At 67.8% G+C, this 23,427-nt stretch carries 24 protein-coding genes; 19 read left to right on the forward strand and 5 right to left on the reverse strand.

Annotated elements, in window-relative coordinates; all coding sequences use genetic code 11:
• Positions 1 to 106 precede the first annotated feature (106 nt).
• Positions 107 to 955, reverse strand: coding sequence for a LysR family transcriptional regulator (locus M5E06_RS26080; protein ID WP_252140703.1), 849 nt, complete (start codon positions 953 to 955; stop codon positions 107 to 109).
• 319 nt (positions 956 to 1,274) lie between these two features.
• On the opposite strand from M5E06_RS26080, the gene M5E06_RS26085 reads away from it, so the two are divergent.
• Positions 1,275 to 1,661, forward strand: a complete 387-nt coding sequence (locus M5E06_RS26085) for a c-type cytochrome (protein ID WP_247882399.1) — start codon at positions 1,275 to 1,277, stop codon at positions 1,659 to 1,661.
• A 107-nt stretch (positions 1,662 to 1,768) separates the two neighbouring features.
• On the opposite strand, the gene M5E06_RS26090 is transcribed toward M5E06_RS26085, so the two are convergent.
• Complete coding sequence (locus tag M5E06_RS26090) at positions 1,769 to 2,554, reverse strand: alpha/beta fold hydrolase (RefSeq protein ID WP_252140704.1); 786 nt, start codon at positions 2,552 to 2,554, stop codon at positions 1,769 to 1,771.
• A gap of 102 nt (positions 2,555 to 2,656) precedes the next feature.
• Here M5E06_RS26090 and M5E06_RS26095 point away from each other — a divergent pair, with 102 nt between their 5' ends.
• On the forward strand, positions 2,657 to 3,556 hold the full coding sequence (locus M5E06_RS26095; protein ID WP_252140705.1) for a LysR family transcriptional regulator: 900 nt from the start codon (positions 2,657 to 2,659) through the stop codon (positions 3,554 to 3,556).
• 27 nt (positions 3,557 to 3,583) lie between these two features.
• Here the strand turns inward: M5E06_RS26095 and M5E06_RS26100 are convergent, their stop codons facing one another.
• Complete coding sequence (locus M5E06_RS26100) at positions 3,584 to 4,528, reverse strand: LysR family transcriptional regulator (protein ID WP_252140706.1); 945 nt, start codon at positions 4,526 to 4,528, stop codon at positions 3,584 to 3,586.
• A 180-nt stretch (positions 4,529 to 4,708) separates the two neighbouring features.
• Here M5E06_RS26100 and M5E06_RS26105 point away from each other — a divergent pair, with 180 nt between their 5' ends.
• From M5E06_RS26105 to M5E06_RS26135, 7 genes are all read left to right on the forward strand, one after another.
• Entirely contained in the window at positions 4,709 to 6,259 is a 1,551-nt protein-coding gene (locus tag M5E06_RS26105) for an ABC transporter substrate-binding protein (RefSeq protein ID WP_252140707.1), read from the forward strand.
• Between the two features lie 76 nt (positions 6,260 to 6,335).
• Positions 6,336 to 7,253, forward strand: a complete 918-nt coding sequence (locus M5E06_RS26110; RefSeq protein ID WP_109156823.1) for an ABC transporter permease — start codon at positions 6,336 to 6,338, stop codon at positions 7,251 to 7,253.
• The gene (locus M5E06_RS26115; RefSeq protein ID WP_252140708.1) at positions 7,250 to 8,173 is read left to right on the forward strand and encodes an ABC transporter permease; all 924 of its coding nucleotides are present in this window, start codon (positions 7,250 to 7,252) and stop codon (positions 8,171 to 8,173) included. The genes M5E06_RS26110 and M5E06_RS26115 overlap by 4 nt, the downstream gene beginning before the upstream one ends.
• Positions 8,174 to 8,178: 5 nt before the next feature.
• The gene (locus tag M5E06_RS26120) at positions 8,179 to 9,156 is read left to right on the forward strand and encodes an ABC transporter ATP-binding protein (protein WP_252140709.1); all 978 of its coding nucleotides are present in this window, start codon (positions 8,179 to 8,181) and stop codon (positions 9,154 to 9,156) included.
• Between the two features lie 26 nt (positions 9,157 to 9,182).
• Positions 9,183 to 10,136: an ABC transporter ATP-binding protein gene (locus M5E06_RS26125; protein ID WP_252140710.1), complete on the forward strand. Its 954-nt coding sequence runs from the start codon at positions 9,183 to 9,185 to the stop codon at positions 10,134 to 10,136.
• A gap of 29 nt (positions 10,137 to 10,165) precedes the next feature.
• The gene (locus tag M5E06_RS26130; RefSeq protein ID WP_252140711.1) at positions 10,166 to 11,599 is read left to right on the forward strand and encodes a M20 family metallopeptidase; all 1,434 of its coding nucleotides are present in this window, start codon (positions 10,166 to 10,168) and stop codon (positions 11,597 to 11,599) included.
• A complete protein-coding gene (locus M5E06_RS26135; RefSeq protein ID WP_252140712.1) occupies positions 11,596 to 12,747 on the forward strand; it encodes a M20 family metallopeptidase in 1,152 nt (383 codons plus the stop codon). The genes M5E06_RS26130 and M5E06_RS26135 overlap by 4 nt, the downstream gene beginning before the upstream one ends.
• 176 nt (positions 12,748 to 12,923) lie before the next feature.
• Here the strand turns inward: M5E06_RS26135 and M5E06_RS26140 are convergent, their stop codons facing one another.
• Positions 12,924 to 13,943: a 1-aminocyclopropane-1-carboxylate deaminase gene (locus tag M5E06_RS26140; protein ID WP_085082620.1), complete on the reverse strand. Its 1,020-nt coding sequence runs from the start codon at positions 13,941 to 13,943 to the stop codon at positions 12,924 to 12,926.
• Positions 13,944 to 14,082: 139 nt separating this feature from the next.
• On the opposite strand from M5E06_RS26140, the gene M5E06_RS26145 reads away from it, so the two are divergent.
• On the forward strand, positions 14,083 to 14,562 hold the full coding sequence (locus M5E06_RS26145) for an Lrp/AsnC family transcriptional regulator (protein ID WP_252140713.1): 480 nt from the start codon (positions 14,083 to 14,085) through the stop codon (positions 14,560 to 14,562).
• A gap of 5 nt (positions 14,563 to 14,567) precedes the next feature.
• On the opposite strand, the gene M5E06_RS26150 is transcribed toward M5E06_RS26145, so the two are convergent.
• Entirely contained in the window at positions 14,568 to 15,164 is a 597-nt protein-coding gene (locus tag M5E06_RS26150) for a TetR/AcrR family transcriptional regulator (RefSeq protein WP_252140714.1), read from the reverse strand.
• A gap of 152 nt (positions 15,165 to 15,316) precedes the next feature.
• On the opposite strand from M5E06_RS26150, the gene M5E06_RS26155 reads away from it, so the two are divergent.
• The 9 genes from M5E06_RS26155 to M5E06_RS26195 all read left to right on the forward strand — a co-directional run bounded on the left by M5E06_RS26155 (position 15,317) and on the right by M5E06_RS26195 (position 23,388).
• Complete coding sequence (locus M5E06_RS26155; RefSeq protein ID WP_136701701.1) at positions 15,317 to 15,724, forward strand: RidA family protein; 408 nt, start codon at positions 15,317 to 15,319, stop codon at positions 15,722 to 15,724.
• A 135-nt stretch (positions 15,725 to 15,859) separates the two neighbouring features.
• Positions 15,860 to 16,198: a hypothetical protein gene (locus tag M5E06_RS26160; RefSeq protein WP_252140715.1), complete on the forward strand. Its 339-nt coding sequence runs from the start codon at positions 15,860 to 15,862 to the stop codon at positions 16,196 to 16,198.
• 187 nt (positions 16,199 to 16,385) lie between these two features.
• Positions 16,386 to 16,820, forward strand: coding sequence for a DUF4399 domain-containing protein (locus M5E06_RS26165; protein WP_252140716.1), 435 nt, complete (start codon positions 16,386 to 16,388; stop codon positions 16,818 to 16,820).
• 38 nt (positions 16,821 to 16,858) lie between these two features.
• Positions 16,859 to 17,428 carry a DUF4399 domain-containing protein gene (locus M5E06_RS26170; RefSeq protein ID WP_252140717.1) on the forward strand — a complete coding sequence of 190 codons (570 nt, stop codon included), beginning with the start codon at positions 16,859 to 16,861 and terminating at the stop codon, positions 17,426 to 17,428.
• Positions 17,429 to 17,498: 70 nt separating this feature from the next.
• Positions 17,499 to 19,058 (forward strand): DUF4384 domain-containing protein, encoded by a 1,560-nt coding sequence (locus tag M5E06_RS26175; protein WP_252140718.1) that lies wholly within the window; start codon positions 17,499 to 17,501, stop codon positions 19,056 to 19,058.
• A 117-nt stretch (positions 19,059 to 19,175) separates the two neighbouring features.
• Positions 19,176 to 19,958, forward strand: coding sequence for an OmpA family protein (locus M5E06_RS26180; protein WP_252140719.1), 783 nt, complete (start codon positions 19,176 to 19,178; stop codon positions 19,956 to 19,958).
• 26 nt (positions 19,959 to 19,984) lie between these two features.
• A complete protein-coding gene (locus M5E06_RS26185; RefSeq protein ID WP_252140720.1) occupies positions 19,985 to 20,329 on the forward strand; it encodes a hypothetical protein in 345 nt (114 codons plus the stop codon).
• A 28-nt stretch (positions 20,330 to 20,357) separates the two neighbouring features.
• Complete coding sequence (locus M5E06_RS26190; RefSeq protein ID WP_252140721.1) at positions 20,358 to 21,488, forward strand: DUF4384 domain-containing protein; 1,131 nt, start codon at positions 20,358 to 20,360, stop codon at positions 21,486 to 21,488.
• A 40-nt stretch (positions 21,489 to 21,528) separates the two neighbouring features.
• Positions 21,529 to 23,388: an adenylate/guanylate cyclase domain-containing protein gene (locus M5E06_RS26195; protein WP_252140722.1), complete on the forward strand. Its 1,860-nt coding sequence runs from the start codon at positions 21,529 to 21,531 to the stop codon at positions 23,386 to 23,388.
• Positions 23,389 to 23,427: the final 39 nt, after the last annotated feature.

Genomic DNA, 23,427 nt, shown 5'->3' on the forward strand with positions numbered 1-23,427 from the left:
ATGGTTGGGTGCGCGGGCCGGCAAGAGCCCGGCGACGCCGATTCTAGGCAGCGGCATTCATCGGAAAAAGCGAAATTAACCGATGGTTCATATCGGGTTTTTCAATTCAACTACGGGCCTCTGCGGGAGCGGCCAAAATGGTCTTCAGCCCGGTGAGCGCCGGGTCGATGATGGCCTCGTCGGCGTCGGTCGGGTAGGCGGCATAGATGGGAAGGCTCAAGGGGCGGGCTTCGGGCAGGATTTCGCCCTTGCCGGCGTCGATCAGCGGCTGGACGAGCTGGCGGGGGAAATGGCCGGTGCCGCCGCATTGCTTGACATAATCGAGCCCCAGCGTGCCAACGCCGATCGACACCGGTGCCGACTGCACGTCTTCGGGCCGGTGCAGGCGCACGTTGCGGCGGAAATCGTCACCCCAGTCGATGTGGACGTACGGCTCCTCCGAATAGTCGTCGACCGCCGGCATCCGGAAGAGGACCAGTTCCTCCTCGATCAGCAGGCGGATCGACAGGCCGGGCAGGGCGCGCGGCGAATAGAGGACGGCGACGTCCAGAGTCCCGTCCTGAAGCCCCTGCAGCAGCCCGCTCGGCAGGCCGACGTCGCAGCGGAGCGCGATCTCGTTGGCGTTTCGCCGCATCCAGGGGATCCAGCGGTAGAGCAGGCGGTTCCACAAACCGGCCTCGCTGCCGATGCGCAGAAGCGCCTTGTGGCCGGCGGGCAGGGTGGCCTCCTGGCGCGCCTGCTCCCACAGGCGGAGGATGGCGACGGCATGGCGCTGGAAGCGCAGGCCGGCGGTGGTCAGCGTGGCGCCGGTCTTGTTGCGTACGAACAGCCGGCAGCCAAGCAACTGTTCCAACTGCTGGATCCGCGTGCTGACCGTTGACTGCGTGACGTGAAGCCGGTCGGCCGCAGCCATGAAGCTGCCCGCCGCCGTGACCTCCAGAAATGTCCGCGCCATTTCCGTATCCATGACACCTCACCTGACTGCCGGCCTTCGCGTCCGGTCGCCTGCCGGTTCGTTGGGACCAGACCTAAAGCATCGACAGCTTGATCGCGACCTAACGGTGTGAGACGATTCGTCGCATCCGCTGGATGCAGCCGCGACCGGCGGATCCCCTAATGGGAGGAAATGGTATCGGGAAAACCGATAATAGCCATCGGTTAAATTCGCTTTCTGGCTTTTCCGACCGCCAGTAGCCTCCGCTTCGCCAGCCGGAAGTTATCCGGCCGACCTCTCCGGACATCCGGAGGTAACGTTGAGAAATGGGAGTTCCGCTGTGTCCGTCATCCGCAATATTCTGTTGGCGTCCGTCCTTCTCATCTCCGGTGGTACCGTTGCCGCGCAGGCCGCGGACGGTGACGCCGCGGCGGGCAAGACGGGGTTCAACGTCTGCAAGGCCTGCCACACGATCGAGGCCGGCGGCCCCAACCGTGTCGGCCCCAACCTGCACGGCGTCGTCGGCCGCAAGGCGGGCACCCACGACGGCTTCAGCTATTCGGCGGCGATGAAGGATTCCGGCATCACCTGGGACGAGGCAAAGCTGAACGAATATCTGAAGGATCCCAAGGCGACCGTCCCCGGCAACAAGATGGCCTTCGCCGGCATCAAGGATGACGCCAAGCGCGCTGACGTGATCGCCTACCTGAAGAGCGAGTCCAACTAAGGTCAGGCCTCCTGATCGACGGAAGGCACCGGATGCGGCCCATGGCGGGATCGCGTCCGGTGCCTTTTGCGTTTGTCGCCTTCTGAGTTGTCGAATGATCGGGTGGATCAACCGGCGGCGACTGCCGACAGCAGGTTGGAACAGGCTTCGGCGACGTCGGCGGGGGCTTCCAACGGCGACAGATGGCCAACGCCGGGGAGGATGCGGAACTCTGCCGCGGGCAGGATTTCGCCGTAGATCTCCCGGAGACTGTCGGCGCGCTCGACTTGGTCGCAATCGCCCACCGCGATCAGGGTCAGGATGCCGATGCCTGCAATTCCGTCGAGGCGGGCGAGCATGCCGGTTGTCGTCCATTCCCGTTTGGCACCCGTAGCCCCCCGCAGCGTATCCTCGACCACCTGCCGCCTGTCCTCCTCCGGAAGTTGACGGTGGCACAGGATTTTCAGCGCCTCATTCACGCCCTCCGCGTTCTGATAGGAGGCGAGCATCGCCTCGCGCACCCCAGCCGGCACTGGCATTCCGGTCGGCGGAGAGGGGGCGATCAGGACCAGCCCCAAAAGTGCGCCGGCGCCTTTTGCGGCGACGATCTGGGCAACCTTGCCGCCCATGGAATGGCCCACGAGAATGCAGCGGGTCAGCCCCAGCGATGCGATGACCTCCGACACGTCGCCGGCCATCGCGTCGAGGTCATAGCGCCCGTCCAGGGCGACGGACCGGCCCCAGCCGCGCAGATCCAGGCTGACGCAGCGTGTCCGGTCCTTCAGTTGTGCGACGACATGGCGCCAGGTGCGGGCGGACCCGCCCCAGTAATGCAGAAACACCAGTGCCGTGTCTCCCTGCCCTTCGTCCAGAACGTGGATGACCGCCCCGGTCGTTTCGATGTTTTTGGACATTGCCAAGCTCCATGACATGCGTGTTGCGCCGAATTGGATTTAGCGGCCGAACGGAGCCGTGATAATCAGGCGCGGAATGGATTCATTCCGAACCAGGAGTGGATGATGGCGCTGGATACCCTGACTGGCATGACCGTGTTCCGCCATGCCATCGAAGAGGGCAGCCTGGCCGCCGCGGCGCGCCGGACTGGCATGTCGGCTGAAATGGCCGGACGGCATCTGAAGGCACTGGAGGCGCGGCTGGGAGTCCGGCTGGTCAACCGATCCACCCGCAAACTGAGTTTGACGGAGGCGGGTCAGGCCTATTTTCGTCGCTGCGTGGCGATCCTCGATGAAATCGCCCTGGCCGAAGCCGATGCCGGAACCCGGCAGGCCGAGCCGCGCGGTCAATTGCGGGTGGCGGCGCCGCTGGCCTTTTCCAATGCGGTGCTGGGGCCGGCGGTGGCCGATTACATGCGCCGTTATCCGGGCGTCACCCTGACGCTGGATCTCAGTGAACGGGAGACCGATCTGCTCGGCGAAGGGTTCGACGTCGCCTTGCGTCTCGGCACGCTGCCGGACACCGCGATGATCGCCAGGCGCCTGGGCGGCTTTCCACTGATCCTGACCGGCGCGCCGGGCTATTTCAGGTCCCGCAACTCACCGGAACATCCGGAGGATCTGCGGGAGCACAGGATTCTCGCTTATATGCAGACCGCGACTCCGGAGCGATTTGTGCTGTCCGACGCCGCAGGACATCGGGTGCAGATTGCGTTCGAAGCGCAGCTTCGGGCAACGGACGCCGGCTTCCTCGTCACGCTCGCGCTGTTGGGACGGGGGTTGGTGCTGGCGCCGTCCTTCCTCGTCATGGAGCACATTGCCGAAGGCCGGCTGGTTCACGTCCTTCCGGAGTGGTCGGCACGGACGCTGCCGCTGCACGCGATCATTCCCCATCGCACTCTGATGCCGGCGACGGTCCGGAGCTTCATCGACGTCGTCGCCGAGTGGGTCGGAGCATCGTGACGGCATCGACGGAAATGCCTGCTCCCGCTAAGACAGCTCCTCCTGCCCGGCGGACGGCAGCGGCGGTTCGGCGCCGCGGTCCATGCGCTTGATGATGCCGGTTAAATGCGTTGCGAAGGCATACACCGCCTCCGGCAGATGGCGGCCGAGCATGGTCTGGATCTGATAGTAGCGCTGGTCGAGGGTGGGCGAGTCGATCGGGACCGACGCCACCGGATGACCCACGGTGCTGGCATGGACGGTGAAGGGGCTGGCGATGGTGATGCCGCCGCCTTCGGCGGCAAAGGCCCACAGCCCGGCGATGTAGTTTGAAACCAGCACCGGTTCGATCACCACCCCGGCCAGCCCGCAGGCGATGTCGAACAACTGCCGCACCGTCGTGTCCTTTTCCGGCAACGCGATCGATTCACGGGCCAGCTGGGCCAGCGACAGGACGGGCCGGCCAGCCAGCGGGTGGTCCTTCGCCATCACCGCCAGGACCGGCGCGCGGCCTTCCCCCATCGCCCTGACCCCCGGTTCGGGGGCGAAGGCGAAGGTGGCGCCGATATCGACCTCCCCCTCCCGCACCATGCGGGTGACGGCGGCCGGCGCGACGATGCGCAGTTCGATGCGGATGCCGGGATGGCGGTCGCGGAAGCTGCGGATGGCCGCCGGAATCAGGCTCATGCCGAATCCCTCGGTCGCGGCGACGCGCACCCGACCGCTGGCCAGCCCGCGCAACCGCTTCAACTCGGTCACAATGGCTTCTTCCTCAAGGAACACCCGTTGGGCATGGCGGGCGAGCAGGTCGCCGGCATAGCTCGGCACCATGCCGCGCGGACGGCGTTCGAACAATTCGACGCCGAGATCGGCTTCGAGATGGGCGATCTGCCGGCTGATGGCGGAGGAGGCGACATGCAGCCGCGCCGAGGCATCGGCGATCGAGCCGGTGCGGGCGACCTCCAGGAAATAACGGAGCGCGGTGGCGTTCATGACGGTTCCCCCGGCCTGCGCCTGTTTGCTAAAGTAACGGAAAATCAGGACGGTTAACCATCTCGTTGCCGGTTCGGCAACGGGAACTTCCAACTATTATAATTGCGGCATGCCAATCTGCACAATACCGTGTCATGGCTAACTTTCGTGCAAATGGACCTTCTTGGACGGAGTTCGGACATGGCGCCCTTTGCGTACGGTAAGTCGATGATGTTCGCAGCCGCGGCGGTCGCGGCCCTGGCCCTGCCCGCGGTCATGGTTCCCTCTGCGGCATTCGCCAACAAGGCAAACGACACGCTGGTCTACGCTTCCGACAGCGAGCCGGAGAACATCAGCCCCTATCACAACAATCTGCGCGAAGGCGTCATCATCGCCCATCTCGTGTGGGACACGCTGGTCTACCGGAACCCCAAGACCGGCGAGTATGAGCCGGAGCTGGCGACCTCGTGGAAATGGGTCGATCCGGTCACGCTTGAACTGAAGCTGCGCAAGGGCGTGACCTTCCAGGACGGCTCGCCCTTCACCGCCGACGACGTGGTCTTCACCTTCAACTACGTGCTGACGCCGGAAGCGAAGGTGGTGACCAAGCAGAACGTCGAATGGATGGCCGGCGCCGACAAAATCGACGATTACACGGTGCGCGTCCGTCTGAAGGGTCCGTTCCCGGCAGCGCTGGAATATCTGTCCGGGCCGACGCCGATCTATCCCGCCGCCTATTTCAAGAAGGTCGGGCTGGACGGCTTCTCCAAGGCGCCCATCGGCACCGGTCCCTACCGCGTCACCGCGGTGGAGAACGGCAAGGGCGTGATGATGGAGAAGTACAAGGACTATTTCAAAGACAGCCCGCTCGGCCAGCCCGCCATCGGCAAGATCCAGTTCCGCGTCATCCCCGACGGCGAAACCCGCATGGCCGAGCTGATGACCGGCGGCGTCGACTGGATCTGGCGCGTGCCGAAGGATCAGGCGGACCAGTTGAAGGCGGTGCCGAACCTCACCGTGCTGTCGGCCGAGACGATGCGCGTCGGCTTCCTGCAGTTCGACGCCGCCGGCCGCACCGCCGCCGACACGCCGATGAAGAAGGAGAAGGTGCGCCAGGCCGTCGCCTACGCCATCGACCGGCAGGCGATGGTCAAGAATCTGGCCGGCGAGGGCGCGCGGGTGATGCATTCCGCCTGCTTCATCGACCAGACCGGCTGCACCGACGACGGCGTTCCGCGCTATGAGTACAATCCGGAGAAAGCCAAGAAGCTGCTGGCCGAGGCCGGCTATCCGGACGGCTTCGACACCGATCTCTACGCCTATCGCGAGCGCGACTATGCCGAGGCGGTCATCGGCTATCTGCGCGCGGTCGGCATCCGCGCCAACCTGCGCTTCCTCAAATACGCGGCGATGCGCGAGGCCGCCCGCGCCGGCAAGGTGCCGCTGGAGTACCAGACCTGGGGCTCCTTCTCGGTCAACGATGCCTCCGCCTTCACCGGCGTGTGGTTCAAGGAGAACGAGGACGACATGAGCCGCGACCCCAAGGTCAAGGCTCTGCTGGAGAAGGCCGACACGACGACCGACACCGCGGCGCGAAAGGACCTCTATAAAGAAGCGCTGTCGATGATCGCGCAGAAGGCATATCTGTTGCCGCTGTTCTCCTATCCCAGCAATTACGCCTTCACCTCCGATCTCGCCTTCACCGCACAGCCGGACGAGCTTCCGCGCTTCTACGCCGCTCACTGGAAGTGAGGCCGCGGCGGCGGGCCGGCATGGTTGAAAGCCGGCCCGCAGCGCCTCTCCGCACGCTCCTTTTCAGGAGACCGCCATGCTCGCCTTCCTGCTTCGCCGGCTCGCCGTGGCGCTGTCGGTGGTGCTGACCGTCTCGGTCATCGCCTTCCTGCTTCTGCATCTGTCCGGCGACCTCGCCACCGACCTCGCCGGTCCCGAGGCTTCGCCCGAACAGGTGGCGCAGGTCCGCGCCGAATATGGCCTGGACCAGCCCCTCGCGGTCCAGTACGGCCATTGGCTGGCCGGGGCCGTCCGCTTCGATTTCGGCCAGTCCTTCTATTTCCGGGAGTCGGTGGCGTCGCTGGTCGGCGGCCGCATTCCGATCACCTTGAAACTCGGCGCCATCGCGCTTGGCCTCGCCCTGCTCTTCGCAATTCCGCTGGGGGCGCTGGCCGCCGTGAAGCGCGGCAGTTGGTTCGACCGTGCGACGCTGGCCTTCTGCGCGCTGGGGCAGGCGGTGCCGACCTTCTGGCTCGGCCTGACGCTCATCATCATCTTCTCGGTCAACCTGCGCTGGCTGCCGGTGTCCGGCAACGCGACCTGGAGCCATTATGTGCTGCCGTCGGTGGCGCTCGGCTGGTACGCCATCCCGGCGGTGATGCGGCTGACCCGCAACGGTATGCTGGACGTGATGGCGTCCGATTATATCCGGACGGCGCGCGCCAAGGGATTGCGTCCGAAGACGGTGATCTTCAAGCATGCGCTGCGCAACGCGGTGGTGCCGGTGGTGGCGCTGGCGGCGGTGCAGTTCGGCTTCATGCTCGGCGGTTCCATCGTGGTCGAGGCGGTCTTCTCGATGCAGGGGCTGGGGCAACTCGCCTGGGAGGCCATCGGGCGCAAGGATTTCCCGGTCGTCCAGGCCATCGTGATGCTGCTGGCCACGATCTACATCCTGCTGACCTTCCTCGCCGACATCCTCAACGCCTGGCTGGACCCAAGGATCCGCGTCGCATGAGCACCACGAGCGCTTCAGGTGCCGCCGCCACGGCCGCCGGATTCGACAGCGTTCCGGTTCGCCGGTCGCCGCTGGCCCGCTTCACCAAGCGGGCGGCGCGCCACCCCGGTTTCATGGCCGGCGCCTTCATCCTCGCCGTCATCCTGGTGATGTCGATCGGCGCGCCGCTGTTCACCGCCCACGATCCCTATGCGCAGGACATCTCCAAGCGGCTGATCCCGCCGATCTGGCACGCCAAGGGGACTTGGGAGCATTGGCTGGGCACCGACAAGCTGGGGCGCGATTACTTCGCCCGGCTGCTCTATGGCGGGCGCATCTCGCTGATGATCGGGGCGGCGACGGTTCTGCTGTCGGGCGCCATCGGCACGGCGCTGGGCGTGGCCGCCGGCTTCTTCGGCGGGCGGGTCGATCTGGTCATCGGCTACATCATCAATGTGCGGCTGGCGCTGCCGGTGGTGCTGGTGGCGCTGGCGGTGGCGGCCCTGGTCGGCACCTCGCTGAACACGGTCATCGTCGTGCTGGGGCTGCTGCTGTGGGACCGCTTCGCCGTGGTGGCGCGGTCGACGACGCAGCAGATCGCCCATGCCGATTTCGTCGCGGCGGCCCGCGCCATCGGCTGTTCGACGCGGCTGATCGTGTTCTCCGAAGTGCTGCCCAACATCATCAACCCGCTGATCGTGGTCGCCACGCTGGAAATGGCCCATGCCATCCTGCTGGAGGCGGCGTTGTCCTTCTTGGGTCTTGGCGTGCAGCCGCCGCTGCCGTCCTGGGGCCTGATGATCTCGGAGGGCAAGCAGTACATGTTCTTCAGCCCCTGGGTCATCACCATCCCCGGCGTGGCGCTGGTGGCGCTGGTGCTGGGCATCAACCTTCTGGGCGACGGCCTGCGCGACGTCACCGCCCCCGACAACCGGAGCTGACGGCCATGCCCCTGCTCGACGTCGACAATTTGACCATCCAGATCCCCACCGAGGCCGGACTGCTGAACGCCGTCAACGGGGTGTCCTTCACCGTGGAGCGCGGCGAAACCCTGGCCATCGTCGGCGAGAGCGGGTCGGGCAAGTCGCTGACCTCGCTGGCCCTGATGGACCTGCTGCCGTCCAGGGCGGTGCGCAAGGCGCGGACCATGCGGTTCGACGGCATCGACCTGATGGCGGCGGGGCAGCGCAAGATGGAGGATCTGCGCGGCGACCGCATGGCGATGATCTTCCAGGAGCCGATGACCTCGCTGAACCCGGCCTACACCGTCGGCGACCAGCTGATCGAGGCGCTGCGGCGCCATCGTCCGGTCAGCCGGGCGGTGGCGCGGGAGCGGGCGGTCCATCTGCTGGAGCGGGTTGGCATCACCGCCGCCGCCTCTCGCCTCGGGCAATATCCGCACCAGCTGTCGGGCGGCCTGCGCCAGCGGGTGATGATCGCCATGGGGCTGATGTGCGAACCGGATCTCATCATCGCCGACGAGCCGACCACCGCGCTGGACGTGACGATCCAGGCGCAGATCCTGATGCTGCTGCGCGACATCCAGCGCGAGTTCGGCATGGGGCTGATCCTGGTCACCCACGATCTGGGCGTGGTCGCCCGCGTCGCCACCAAGGTGGCGGTGATGTATGCCGGCCGGCTGGTGGAGACCGGCCCGGTCGAGGCGGTGTTCGGCGCCCCCAGCCACCCCTACACCCAGGGTCTGCTGCGCGCCATCCCGGTCCCCGGCCGCACCCGTCCGGGCGAGCCGCTGGGCACCATTCCGGGGCAGGTGCCGAACCTGATCGGACCGCTGACCGGCTGCGCCTTCCGCAACCGCTGCGACCACGCCACCGACGCCTGTGCCGCCGCCATTCCGGATCGCGACCTCGGCCCCAGCCACCGCATGGCCTGCGTGCTCGACCCCGTCGCCACCGCTGTTTGACCGCCTTCATTTGACCGGAGACCGACATGACCGTTCCGGTGCTCGAACTCGAAAACGTCACCAAGATCTATCCGGTGCCGCAGGGGATGTTCAAACCCAGGGCGATGCTGACCGCCGTCGGCGGGGTGTCGCTGAGCGTCGCCCGCGGCGAGGTGCATGCGCTGGTCGGCGAAAGCGGATCGGGCAAATCGACGCTGGCGAAGATGCTGCTGGGGCTGACCAAGCCGACCTCCGGCGAAATCCGCATCGACGGCGTGCCCATCGCCAAGACCGACCGGCGCGACGTGGCGCGGCGCATCCAGCCGGTGTTCCAAGACCCCTATTCCTCGCTGAACCCGCGCAAGTCGGTGGCCGACCTGATCGCCCTGCCGCTGGTCGCCCACCGCATCGGCACCTCGGCCAGCCGGCAGAAGAAGGTGGCGGAGATGCTGGACGCGGTCGGGCTGCCGCGCCGGATGATCGACGCCTATCCCGGCCAGATGTCGGGCGGCCAGCGCCAGCGCGTCGCCATCGCCCGCGCGCTGGTCATGCAGCCGGACGTGCTGATCTGCGACGAGCCGACTTCGGCGCTCGACGTGTCGGTGCAGGCGCAGATCCTGAACCTGCTGATGGATCTGAAGCGCGAGTTCAAGCTGACCTACTTCTTCATCAGCCACAACCTCGCGGTGGTCGAGCATCTGGCCGACCGGGTGGCGGTGATGTATCTCGGCCGCATCGTCGAGGAACGCGGGCGCGAGGCGCTGTTCACCCACGCCAGCCATCCCTATTCCCGCGCGCTGCTCGATTGCGTGCTGACGCCCGATCCGACGCTGGGCATGCCCGACACGGTGATTTCCGGCTCCTTCCCCAACCCGATCGCGCCGCCGCCCGGCTGCGCCTTTCACCCGCGCTGTCCGCGCGCCACCGACCACTGCCACTCCGTAGCACCCGGCCCCATGCCGGTCGCCGACGGCGTCGCCGCCTGCCATTACGCCAATTGACGATCCATCCCCCACACCCGAGTTCCGCCATGACCCAACAGCCATCGCGTGACGGCGCCATTGCGCGCGCCGCCCATCATTTCGCGTCCGGCGCCTTCCTGGCCGACCTGACGCGGCGTGTCGCCATCAAGTCCGAGAGCCAGTCGTCCGACCGCGGGGCGGAGTTGCATGCCTATCTGGACGAGGAGATGATCCCGTCGCTGGGCAAGCTCGGCTTCACCGGCACCATCGTGGAGAATCCGGTCGCCGGGCGCGGGCCGTTCCTGATCGCCGAGCGCCACGAGGCCGACCATCTGCCGACCGTGCTGATCTATGGCCATGGTGACGTGGTGCCGGGCCATGAGGGGCGCTGGCGCGACGGCATCGACCCGTGGACGGTGACGATCCAGGGCGACCGCTGGTACGGCCGCGGCACCGCCGACAACAAGGGCCAGCATTCCGTCAACATCGCGGCGCTCGCCCAGGTGATGGAAGAGCGCGGCGGCAGCCTGGGCTTCAACGCCAAGTTCGTGATCGAGATGGGCGAGGAGGCGGGATCGCCCGGCCTGCGCGCTCTGGCCGAAAGCCATGGCGAGGCCTTGGCCGCCGACGTCCTGATCGCGTCGGACGGGCCGCGGGTAATCGCCGAGCGGCCGACCGTGTTCCTCGGCTCGCGCGGCGCCATCAATTTCGAACTGACGGTCGATCTGCGCAAGGGCGCCCACCATTCGGGCAATTGGGGCGGGCTGCTCGCCAATCCGGGGACGATCCTCGCCAACGCCATCGCCTCGCTGATCGATGGGCAGGGGCGGATCAAGCTGGATGCGCTGAAGCCGGCCGGCATCCCGCCGGCGGTCAAGGCCGCCATCGCCGACCTGTCTGTCGGCGGCGGGCCGAACGATCCGGAGATCGACCGCGATTGGGGCGAGCCGGGCCTGACGCCGGAGGAACGGGTGTTCGGCTGGAATGCGCTGGAGGTGCTGGCCTTCGAGACCGGCAACCCGCGCGCGCCGGTCAATGCCGTGCCCGGGATCGCCAAGGCGACGCTGCAGTTGCGTTTCGTCGTCGGCACCGATCCGGCGACGGTGATCGACGCCGTGCGCGCCCATCTCGCCGCCAACGGCTTCGACCGGGTGCAGGTCACGCCCAGCCGCATGGAGGCCTTCACCGCCACCCGTCTGGATCCCAACGACCCGTGGGTGGGCTGGGCGCTGGACTCGCTGGCGCGGACGACGGGCAAGAAGCCGGCACTGCTGCCCAACCTGGGCGGCTCGATCCCCAACGACGTCTTCTCCGAGATTCTGGGGCTGCCGACCATCTGGGTGCCGCATTCCTATCCCGCCTGTTCCCAGCACGCGCCCGACGAGCATCTGCTGGCGCCGGTCGTCGAGGAGGGCCTGCGGGTGATGGCCGGGCTGTTCTGGGATCTGGGTGAGACCGGTCCCGCCATCCGGGACGCTCGCAAGGAGGCCCGCCGCGCATGACCCCGCTTGCCCAACGCGCCAGCGACTGGCTGGCAACCCGCCGCGCGGAGATGGAGGACATGCTCCAGCGCATCGTCGACATCGATTCCGGCAGCCGCGACGGCGCCGGCATCGATAAGGTCGGCGACATCATGGCCGCGATGCTGGAGGCCGACGGCATCGCCGTGACGCGCTTCCCGAACGAGACCTACGGCGCCGTGCTGAAGGCCAATATTCCTGGGAGCAAGGGCGGGGCACCGGTGCTGGTGATGGGGCACCGCGACACCGTCTATCCCAAGGGAACGGTGGCGGCGCGGCCCTTCACCCGTGACGGAGATACCGCGCGGGGGCCGGGGGTGGCCGATATGAAGGGCGGGCTGGTCGTCGACGTCTTCGTGCTGCGGGCGCTGAAGGCGGCGGGCGGCACCGGCTTTCCGCTGATCGGCCTGTTCACCGCCGACGAGGAGATCGGCTCGCCGTCCGGCCGCAAGATCATCGAGGAGGTGGCGCGGGGGGCTCGCGCCGCCTTCAACGCCGAACCGGGGCGGGTGTCCGGCAATGTGGTCACCGCGCGCAAGGGCGGGCTGACGCTGGACATCACGGTGACCGGACGGGCGGCGCATTCCGGCGTCAACCATGCCGACGGGGCAAGCGCCATCGGCGCGCTGGCGGCGAAGATCACCGCGCTGCATGCGCTGACCGACTATGACAGCGGCATCACCACCAATGTCGGCGTCATCCGCGGCGGCCGGACCCACAACACCGTCGCCGACCATGCGGAGGCGGCGCTGGACATCCGTTTCCGCTCGGTCGAGCAGCTCGACGGCATCCTTGCCCGGGTGGAGGCGATCCTGGCGGCGGAAGACGTGCCGGGCACCAGCGCGACTTACCAGCGGGGACATTTGTTCATGCCGCTGGAGGAGCAGCATTCGGCCGATCTGTTCGCCCGCTACAAGGCCGCGGCGGCGGAGGTCGGATTCGAGGTGGATGGAGAGTTCACCGGCGGCTGCGCCGACTCCGGCTTTACCGGGGCGCTGGGCGTGCCTTCGCTGTGCGGGCTGGGGCCGGTCGGCGGAGCGGCGCACACGGAGCGCGAATGGTGCCGGCTCGAAACGCTGGTGCCGCGCGCCCAGGCGCTGGCCGTCACGATTGCGGGGCTGGAGGGGTGAAGTAATCGCCCTCTCCCGTCCCGGGAGAGGGAGGGGCCCCACGAAGTGGGGAGGGTGAGGGGTGAGCCAAGGAACCGAAAGCGCATGGCTCCTTGGATCACCCCTCACCCTTCCCATGCTCCGCATGGGCCCCTTCCCTCTCCCGGGGCGGGAGAGGGAGCTTTGTGCTCGACTTCTCAGCCGTTGCGATACGTATAGCTGTAGCCGTTCAGCGCCGGGGCGCCGCCGAGGTGGGCGTAGAGGACTTTCGAGCCTTCGGGGAAATAGCCCTTCTTCACGAGGTCGATCATGCCCTGCATCGACTTGCCCTCATAGACCGGGTCGGTGATCATCGCCTCGGTGCGGGCGGCGAGGCGGATGGCCTCGTTGGTTTCGGCGCTCGGCACGCCATAGGCCGGATAGGCGTAGTCTTCGAGGATGACGATCTCGTCGTCGCGGACCTTGCGGCCGAGTTCAACCAGTTCGGCGGTGTTGTCGACGATCTGGCGGACCTGGGCGCGGGTCTGTTCCGGGGTGCCGGAGGCGTCGATGCCGATCACGCGGTCGGCGCGGTCGTCGGCGGCGAAACCGACGATCATGCCGCCCTGGGTCGAGCCGGTCACCACGCAGACGACGATGTAGTCGAACTTGAAGCCGAGGTCGGCCTCCTGCTTGCGCACCTCTTCGGCGAAGTTGACGTAACCGAGACCGCCGTATTTGTGGACCGAGGCGCCGGCCGGAATGCCGTAGGGCTTGCCGCCGGCGTCCTTCACCGACTGGATGGCGTCTTCCCAGCTGCGACGGATGCCGATGTCGAAGCCGTCGGGGACGATGCGGCTGTCGGCGCCCATCAGGCGGGTCAGCAGGATGTTGCCGACGCGGTCATAGACGGCGTCCTCGTGCGGGACCCAGCTTTCCTGGACGACGACGCACTTCATGCCGAGCTTCGCCGCGGTCGCCGCCACCATGCGGGTGTGGTTCGACTGCACGCCGCCGATCGACACCAGCGTGTCGGCGCCGGCCGCGATGGCGTCGGGAACGATGTATTCCAGCTTGCGCAGCTTGTTGCCGCCCATGGCGAGTCCCGAGTTGCAGTCGTCGCGCTTGGCGTAGATCTCGACCTTGCCGCCGAGCGCCTCGGTCAGACGGGGCAGATGTTCGATCGGAGTCGGGCCGAAGGTGAGCGGATAACGTTCGAAACGATCGAGGCGCAGCATGGCGGGGCTCCACTGTCTAGGTGAAAGGACGCTATCACCGCCGAAATGAAAGGTGCTCTCGAACTTCGCTGGTGAATTGCCGTGAAATGCCTTTAGAGTGCCGTCAGATGCAGTGGTTTGTGCAAAAATCGGGGCTGAAATGAGAGAAATCATCACCCGTGACGAGCTGAGCCCCACGGACCGCAAGATTCTCCAGCATCTTCAAAGGGATGGCCGGATGACGAACGCCGATCTGGCGGCGGCGGTCAATCTCAGCCCGGCCACCTGCCACCGCCACACCCAGCGCCTGTTCGCCGAGGGCTACATCCGCTCCGTCCGGGCGGAGATCGAGCCGGCGAAGGTCGATCGCGGCACTCTGGTGATGGTCGGAGTCGAACTGGACCGCTCGACCCCGGAGAGCTTCGCCGAGTTCGAGCGGGCGATCCGCAAGCTGCCCTTCGTCCTCGACTGCCATCTGGTCGCCGGGGATTTCGATTTCTTCCTGAAGATCCGGGTCAGCGACATCGCGGACTTCAACCGCCTGCACGGGCAGGAGTTGATTGCGCTGCCCGGCGTGCGGCAGACGCGCACCTTCTTCGTCATGAAGGAGGTGATCGACAACGCGATGCTGGATTTCTGAGCGCGTCAGGACGAACGCGGCAGCAGCCCTTCCGCCAGAAAGCGGAATGCCTCGACGGCCTTGGCGAGGACCTCCTGCGGGTCGTCGCTGGCCGCCACCCAGAGGGCGGCGTTCAATGCCGCTCCATTCAACAGCCGGGCGGCCGCTTCGGGATCGAGGCGCCTGACGATCCCCTGCGCGATCAGCCGCTCCACCGCCTGCCGGGTGGTCTGGAGGCAGCGGTTCTGGCTCGGCCATTGCGAGGGATCGCCGAGGAAGGCCGGGCCGTCGAGCAGCACGATGCGCTGGACCTCGGGTTCGAGAGCCATCTCGATATAAGCGACGCCTTCCGCCAGCAGCCCATCCCAGTCATTTCCGGCTTGGGCTCCGATGTCGTGTGCGCGCGTCGCCATTTCCGCGTCGAGCTGGTCGACCACCGCCTGGAGAAGGCCGCGCTTGTCGCCGAAATTGTGATACAGGGCGCCGCGCGTCAGTCCGGCCTCGGCCGTCAGGTCATCCATCGATGCGGCGGCGAAACCCTTTTCGGCGAAGGCCTTGCGCGCGGACGCGATCAGCTTGGCGCGGGTTTCTTCCATCATTTCAGAGCGTCGCTTGCCAGCCATCGCCGTCTCCACTGATTTAGCATACGCCTCGTATGTGGGTTGACATACGGAGCGTATGTGTGTTGGCATTCACATACGTGGCGTATATCAACTCGCGCCCGCAGTGTGAAGCCCGAAGCCGGCCAGTCCGGCGAGCAAAGAGGAAAAAGACCATGGCTCAACGCGAAGCGATCACTCCGGCCAATCGGCATGCGCTTTATGACAATCATCGCTATTCGGCGGCGATCCGTTCGGGCGACCTTCTGTTCGTGTCGGGACAGGTGGGCAGCCGTGACGACGGATCGCCGGAACCCGACTTTGAACGACAGGTTCAGTTGGCCTTCGACAATCTCACCAATGTGCTGAAGACTGCCGGCTGCACTTTCGGCGATATCGTCGACATCACCACCTTCCACACCGATCCGGCAAACCAGATCGAGACCGTCATGGCGGTCCGGGAAAAAGTGATCGGCGATCCTCCCTATCCGAACTGGACAGCGGTCGGGGTGACCTGGCTGGCGGGATTCGACTTCGAAATCAAGGTCATTGCCCGTATTCCGGAGGGGGCGTCCGCCGCGTGACGGCGACTGCCTGAGAGCCCATCCGCCTGTTGGGTTTTCGAGCCAACCTGTGGCGCAGGCCACAGCTGGCGGCAGGCGGGTGCGGCAGGATGGGCGTCTCTCCGGCTCCGGCCCTTTTCGCGGAGGAAACGCCCGATGCGCCGCCTTGCCGCCGTCATGCTTTGCCTGTCCGTTCTCGCGGCGTTTCTCGCCGCCGTCCGGCCGGCTTCCGCGTTCGAGGTGCAGTCCGGCGGCATTCCGCTGTCGGCCGCCGCCGTCTCCATGCTGGCGAACCGGGCCGGCGCCGGGCAGCCGACCGCTGCCGGTGCCGGCGGCGCCTTTCCGCCTTGGATGGGCGGCGGCCGGAGCGAGGCCGTCGGTGCCGGGCTGCCGGGGATGAAGGGTGTCGGCTTGCCGCCGCCGGGCCGGACGGCAGCTCTGGCGGGCGCGGACCGGGCGGCGATGAACGAGCAGCTGTTCGGAATCCGACGCTGAGCGGCAATGGCCGCAATGATGGGGAAGGCGCCCGCATTTCTCCGCCAATTCGGAAGAGGGCGCCGCAGAACCGGCTCGTTTTCAACGGGATGGGATTACCCAAGAATTCGGGGGGACCCTGCTTCCCGGTGGAAGACTAAGATCGAGGTCATCGGACAAAGGGCAATGAAGAACACAGGGGGACATCATGCTGCGGACTGCCATGATCGCAGTCGGCGCCCTGCTGCTTCTGCCGCTGTTTCTGGCTGGGCAGGGATTGGCCGACCGGGCGAAAGCGCCCGATGACGCGCGTGCCTACATCCTGTGGCCTCCCAACGGGGCGGTCATCAATGGCGGGAAGCTTTGGGTTCGCATGGGGCTCCAGAACATGGGGGTGGCGCCGGCCGGCATCAGCCATGCCGACACCGGACACCATCATCTGCTGGTCGACACCGACCTGTCGAATCCGGACGAGCCGATCCCCAACGACAAGCAGCACCTGCATTTCGGCGCCGGCCAGACCGAGGCGCGGCTTGAGCTTCCGCCTGGAGTTCACACGCTGCAGATGGTGGTGGGCGACGCCGAGCATGTTCCGCACAACCCGCCGGTGATGTCGGACAAGGTGACCATCACCGTCCGCTGACCGGTCCCATCCGGTTCATGTCCGACAGGGAGGGCATCATGAAGACAGGATTGCCGAATATTGCGACCGGTCCCGCACCCTGCGCCGCTCGGATGGCGGTGCTTTGGGCGGCGCTGGCGGTTGCACCGCTGGTCTGCGCGGCGACCCCGGCGGCTGCCGAAGAAGCATCCGGCGCACACAGTGCCGATCATAAGACCGATCAGAACGCCACCGCCACTCCGCTGCGGACGCCCGGCCGCAAGGATGCCTGGCTCTACATCGGCTGGCCCAACAATGGCGAGGTGGTGGGAACGCGGTTCAAGGTGTGGTTCGGGCTGCGGAATTTCGGGGTCGCGCCGGCCGGCGTGCGCAAGGACGGCACCGGGCACCATCACCTGCTGGTCGACACCGACCTGAAGAACTTCGACGAACCGATCCCCAACGACAAGCAGCACCTGCATTTCGGCAAGGGCCAGACCGAAACGGTGCTGGAACTGCCGCCGGGACGGCACACGCTGCAACTGGTCCTGGCCGATGCCGACCATGTGCCGCACGACCCGCCGATCATGTCGAAGAAGATCACCATCACGGTCCGGGCCGATCGCGGCCAGCAAGTGTCGGAGCGGTGACGGTCCGAAGCCGCAAAGCGTGAAACCCATGACGGGGACCGGACGCACCAACCCAGAGGAGACAGCGCCGATGAGCATGGTCCGGGTCCTTGGTTCCGTCGCGGTTTCCGCCGGGCTGACGCTGGCGCTGAGCGGCTGCTTCACCTCCGGCGAGATGGCGCGCGTGGTGCAGCAGCCGAAGACCCCGGCTGTCCGCACCATCAGCAGCTTCAGCGAGGCGCTGCGCTGCATGGACAGGCTGCTGTGGACCCACGGCAAGCGCGACATCTACATCACCGCCAACGGCCTGCCCGACGCTACCGGCCGGGTCGCCGGCGGCACGAAGGAGATGCTGATCACCGCCGTCTCCCGCATGTCGGAGACTTCCAACGCCTTCCGCTTCGTCGATTTCGAACCGGCGCTGGACGACGTCAATGCGCTCTACTGGATGATCGGCGTGCAGCCGAACTTCCGCGCGCCGTCCTACTACATCCGCGGCGCTATCACCCAGTTGGACGACAATGTGGTCAGCGAGGCGGCGGGGGCGGGGCTGTCGCTGCCCAAGCTGGACATCGGCGTGTCGGCCGATCAGGTGGTGTCGATGGTCTCGGTCGACCTGAATGTCGGGGAGTTGGTGACCCGCCAGATCATCCCCGGCATGTCGGCGTCCAACACGCTGGCGGTGGTGTCGTCGGGGCGCGGCGCGGATGCCGGCGGGGTGATCGGCAAGGCCGGCCTGTCCTTCAACATTTCGCTGAACCGGTCGGAGGGGCTGCATCAGGGCGTGCGCACGCTGGTCGAACTCAGCACCATCGAAGTGCTGGGCAAGCTGACCCGCGTGCCCTACTGGCAATGCCTGGGCATCGACCAGACCAACCCCGCCTTCATGGCGGAGGCGCGCGGCTGGTTCGACGGCATGGCGCCGACGGAGCGGGTCACCTTCACCCAGCGTGCGCTATCGGCACAGGGCTATTACGACGGGCCGGTCAACGGGCAGCTCGACCAGCGAACCGCCGAAGCCGTCGGGCGATTCCAGGCCGACCATGACCTGATCGCCACCGGCCGCATCGATTTCGACCTCTATCAGCGCCTGCTCGCCAAGCCGCCGGCCGAAGGCGGGGCGTCGCCGGCCCGGCTGCAGAGCGTCAGCAATGCCGGCGGCGAGGGGTTGCCGCGCGCCCAGCCGTCGCCGGCCCGGCTCGACCTGCTGCTGTCGTCGGACCGCGGGCCAGCACCGCGCTACCGCGCCGGGGAGGCTCTGGTGGTGCGGATGCAGCCAACGGCGGACGGCTTCGTCTATTGCTATTACCGCGATGCCGCCGGCACGGTCTCCCGCATCTTCCCCAACCGCTTCCAGCCCGATGCCTTCGTCGAGGCCGGCCGGCAGGTGGAAATCCCGCCCGGTGTGCAGAAGCCCTTCAACCTGCGCATGGACCGGCCGGGGGCGGAGGAGACGGTGGCCTGCGTGCTGTCCCATGACGAGATCGGCCTGCGCATCCCGGAAGCGTTCAAGAGCGAGGATCTGCAGCCCATTCCCGGCGCCGCCCTGGACGACGTCATCAACGCCTTCGCCACGGCGAAGGGCAGCGACGCCCGCGCCAAGCGGCTGACGGTGAAGGTGCTGCCCGGCACGCTGGCGCAAGGGGAGTGAGGCCACGCGTCGTCGAGGAAAACGGGGCCGACTGTTGGCCGGCTCACAGCGCGGGGGAGGAGGGTGGCGCTAGAACCAGGGGCAACGCCGTTCCTTCTCCTGCCCATGGAGCCTCAAATGACCAAATCCACTCTGTTCCATGCTGTGGCCGCCACCCTGCCGATGCTGGCCGTCTGGGCCGGTCCGGCATCCGCCCAGACGGTGGAGGGCTCCGGCCAGTCGAAGGTGATGATGTTCGATCGGCCGCCCAGCGTGGAGGAACTGCGCGAGGTGGTGGCGCCGGAACCGAAGATCCGCACCCGCAGCATCGAGATCATCGGCGGTGCGGCCGGTGCCGCCGCCAAGCGCCCGCGTCCGATCGACGAGATCAATTACGGCACGGCCCCCCTGCCGGCGGCGCAGCCGGCCCCCCAGGCGGAGATGCGGCCGGCCACCCAGCCTGCGGTCACCCAGCCCGCACCGCAGCCGGCACCGAGCCGTCCCGCGCACAAGCATCGCCGCCAGGAGGTGCGGATGGAGGCAGCCGCCGAACCCGCCCCCGCCCCGGCCGCCGAGCCGGAGGCGGCGCCGCAGGCCTTCGGCTTCCGCATCAACTTCGCCCTGAATTCGGCCGAGATTCCGGCGGAGTCCGCCTCCTACATCGACTCCGTCGGGGCGCTGATGAAGGAGGATCCGAGCCTGGGGCTGACCGTGGAGGGCCACACCGACGCCAGCGGCAGTCTCGCCTACAACATGTTGCTGTCGCAGCGCCGCGCGGTGTCGGTGGGCGAGTATCTGGTCCGCGTCCATCAGATCGATCCCAAGCGCATCACCGTCGACGGCAAGGGGCCGACCGAGCCGCTCGCCGCCAACCCCTATGACGGCCGCAACCGGCGCGTCGAATTCAAGCCGACCCATTGAGCGGCGGCCGAAACGGAGGGGATGCCATGAAACACGCCTTGCTCCTCGCCATTTGCCTCGGGCTTGCCGCCGCCACCGGGGCCGACGCCACGGTGGTCCGCAAGAAGGATGGCGAAAGCTCCGGAGCGGCGAGCGGCGGCGTCGATGTCGCCCCCGCCGGCAAAAAGGTCCGGGTCCAGTGCTGGCAGGACGGCCACAAGATCATCGACGAAGCGGACCTTGCCGTCGTCTCGCTCAGCATCGCCAGCCAGATGAACGGCCTGCGTTTCCGCCGCAACGGCGCGACGGATGGGGCGGTGTCGGTGGTGACGCAGTCGCGCACCGCCTGCCTGCTTTCCCCCGATGAGGGAAGAGAGCGCAGCCGCGACTGATCCGCCTTCCAACCAGAAGAGGATAACCATGTTCAAGCGATCCATTTCCCATGCGTTCGGCGCCGCCGTTCTTGCGCTGGGCTGTGGCCATGCCGCCGGGGTGCGGGCGGAGGCCGTGGTCGTGTCGTCCAGCGCGCCCGGCTTCGTCCAGGGCCAGCTGGTCGCCGACGGGCAGGCCTTGCGGCTCCCCGATGGGGCGAATGCCACGCTGCTGTTCGCCAATGGGCGGCTGCTGCGGCTGCGCGGCCCCTATGACGGTGTGCCCGACGACAGGGCCGAGAGTGCGGTTTCGGCCCGTGCCGGCCCCGGCGACGACCGCTTCATGCAGAGCGACCTGGGTGCGGCACGCGCCCTTGGAAACCCGCTGGACGCGGCATTGGAGCGGGCGCTGGCGATCGACCCGTCGGTGTCCGGTGTCCAGTGCGTCAAGGCGGGAAGCCCGCCCGCACTGCGCCGCCCGGCCGAGCCGGGTCTGGACCGCCTCACCTTGCAGGACATGACGGGTGGGGAGCGTGCGACGGTCAATTGGGCGAACGACGGTCCGGCGCCCTGGCCGCGGTCCCTGCCGCTGGCGGACGGGGCCGACATCGGCGCGCTGCGGCCGGATGGAACCCTGGTCGGCACGGTGCGTGTCCGCATGGTCGGGGCGACCGGCGGGGCGGCGCTGGCGGTGGGCATGGCTTCTGCCGGCTGCGCCGGGCAGATCGCCGCGGCGATGGCGGCCCTGCGCGACGCGACGGTGCCGCTCGACCTCTTCCTTTCGACGGATCACGGCGGCGGACCCGCCTACCGGCCGGGCGAGGACATCCGCCTGCTGGTCCAGACCGACCGCGACGCCCATCTCTATTGCTATCTGCGCAACGCGCGAGCCCAACTGATCCCGATCTTCCCGGCCGGCGCCGCGATGAGCGCCCGGGTGGCCGGCAATGTGCCGCTCAGCCTGTCGGGCGACCGCATGCCGCTGCGCGCCGGGGAGGGGCCTGCCGATCTGGAGGTGCGCTGCATCGCCGCCAGCCGCAACCTGGACGACGAGATGCCCGGCCGCGCCGCCGCCTTCCGCCCGCTGTCCGAGGAGGCCGCCGTCCAGCTCGACCGTACGGTGTCGCGCCTGCGCGAGACCGAAGTGGCCTCCGCCCAACTGTTCCTGAAGGTCCGGTGAGGGACGCATGGACGGTGCGCCGGCGACATCGCGGGGGAGATTGGAATCCTCGCCCATCGCCGGGCCGGCGGCGGACGACCGGCCATTGTCCGGCCGGCGCCGCTGGCCGGGAGGCTGGCTGGCCCTGGCCATCGTGCTGGGCAGCGCCCTGCTGGCACTCGCCGCGGCGCGGCTGGTGCCGCCGTTGCGCACCGCCGACGAGAGTTTGGCCGACCGCCTGATCGCCACGGCGGCCCCGCCTCAGCCGCAGCATTCTGCCATCGCACTGGTGCTGTTCGGGGAGGACAGTTTCGCCGGGCTCGCCTGCCGGTCGCCGGTGGATCGCGGCATGCTGGCCGACATCATCGGCGTGCTGGAGGCGGCCCGGGTGCGCGCCATCGGCATCGACGTGCTGTTCGACCAGCCGACCTTACCGGCCTTGGATGAGCGGCTGCGCCGCGCCATGCTGGGCGCGACGGTCCCGGTGGTGGCGATTACGGCACTGGACCAGACGCCGCTGACCGAGCGGCAGCGCCGCTTCCTCGGCGAGTTCACCGACGGGCTGGCGCGCGGCCATGCCAATCTGGCGAAGGACCGGCTCGACGCCGCCGTGCGCTGGCACGTTCCCTTCGGCGGCGACGGCACGCCCAGCCTGCCGGTGCAACTCGCCCGGCTCGGCGGTGCGTCCGGGGTTCCGGCGGAGCCGTTCCGCATTGACTGGCACGGCCGGCCCGACGGCGCCACCACCCCGTTTCCGATCTATCCCGCCGAGGCGGTCGCCGTTCTGCCGAAGAGCTGGCTGACCGGGCGGACGGTGCTGGTGGGCACGGCGCTGGCCGGCATCGACCAGCACCGCACGCCGCTGTCGTCCGCCGGAGCCTCGACGCCGGGCGTGGAGATTGAAGCGCATGTGCTGGCCCAGCTGCTGGACGGGCGGAGCAGCCCGCGGCTTCCCTTTGTTGGGGAGGCTGCGCTGGCTCTGCTGCTGGCGGCGGCGGGGGTGGCGCTGGCGATGGCCGGGCTGCCGCTGGGGCTGCTGGCGGCGGCGGGGCTGCTGGTTCCCGCCGGGGCCTGGGCCGGCTCGACGACGCTGTTCGCGGCCGGCGGGCCGCTGGTGCCGCTGGTGGCGCCGGCGCTGGCCTGGGGCGCCGGCATCGCCGCGATGACCGTGCAGATGTCGCTGCGCGAGCGGGCCGACCGGCGCGTCATGATGCAGCTGTTCGCCAACCATGTCTCCCAGCCGGTGGCGGAGGAGATCTGGCGGGAGCGCGCGACCTTCATGGCCGGCAACCGCCCGCGCCCGCAGCAGCTGACCGCCACCGTGCTGTTCTCCGACATCGAAGGCTTCACCACCATCTGCGAGGCGCTGGAGCCGGAGCCGCTGATCCGCTGGCTGGAGGGCTATCTGGATGCCATGGTGCGCATCGTCACCGCCAACGAGGGGGTGGTGCTGCGCTTTGTCGGCGATGCGATCCTGGCGGTCTTCGGCGCGCCCGTGGCCCGCACCACCCAGGCGCAGATCGACGCCGACGCCGCCCGCGCTGTCCGCTGCGCCCTGCAGATGGGGCGGGAGTTGGTGGCGTTAAACCGCCGGTGGCGGGCGGAAGGGCTGCCGCCGGTGGGGATCCGCGTCGGCCTGTATACCGGCCCGCTGGTGGCCGGCAGCCTGGGCGGGCTGCGGCACAGTGAATATTCGCTGCTGGGCGACACCGCCAACACCGCCGCCCGGCTGGAAGCCTATGGCAAGATGGTGGATGCCCGGTCCTCCCGCCATGCCCGCATCATCGTCGGCGATCCGACCTGGCAGGCGGTGCGCGACCGCTGCAAGGCGCTGCCGGTGGGGGAGGTGGCGCTGAAGGGCAAGGTCAAGGCGGTGCGGATTTGGCTGTTGATCGACGATGAAGACGCCGATGGCTCCTAGTGATAATCGTCAGCATTAACCCTCGATACAGGAAGTAAT

Source organism: Azospirillum sp. A1-3 (genome assembly GCF_023806445.1).
Classification (GTDB): Bacteria; Pseudomonadota; Alphaproteobacteria; order Azospirillales; family Azospirillaceae; genus Azospirillum.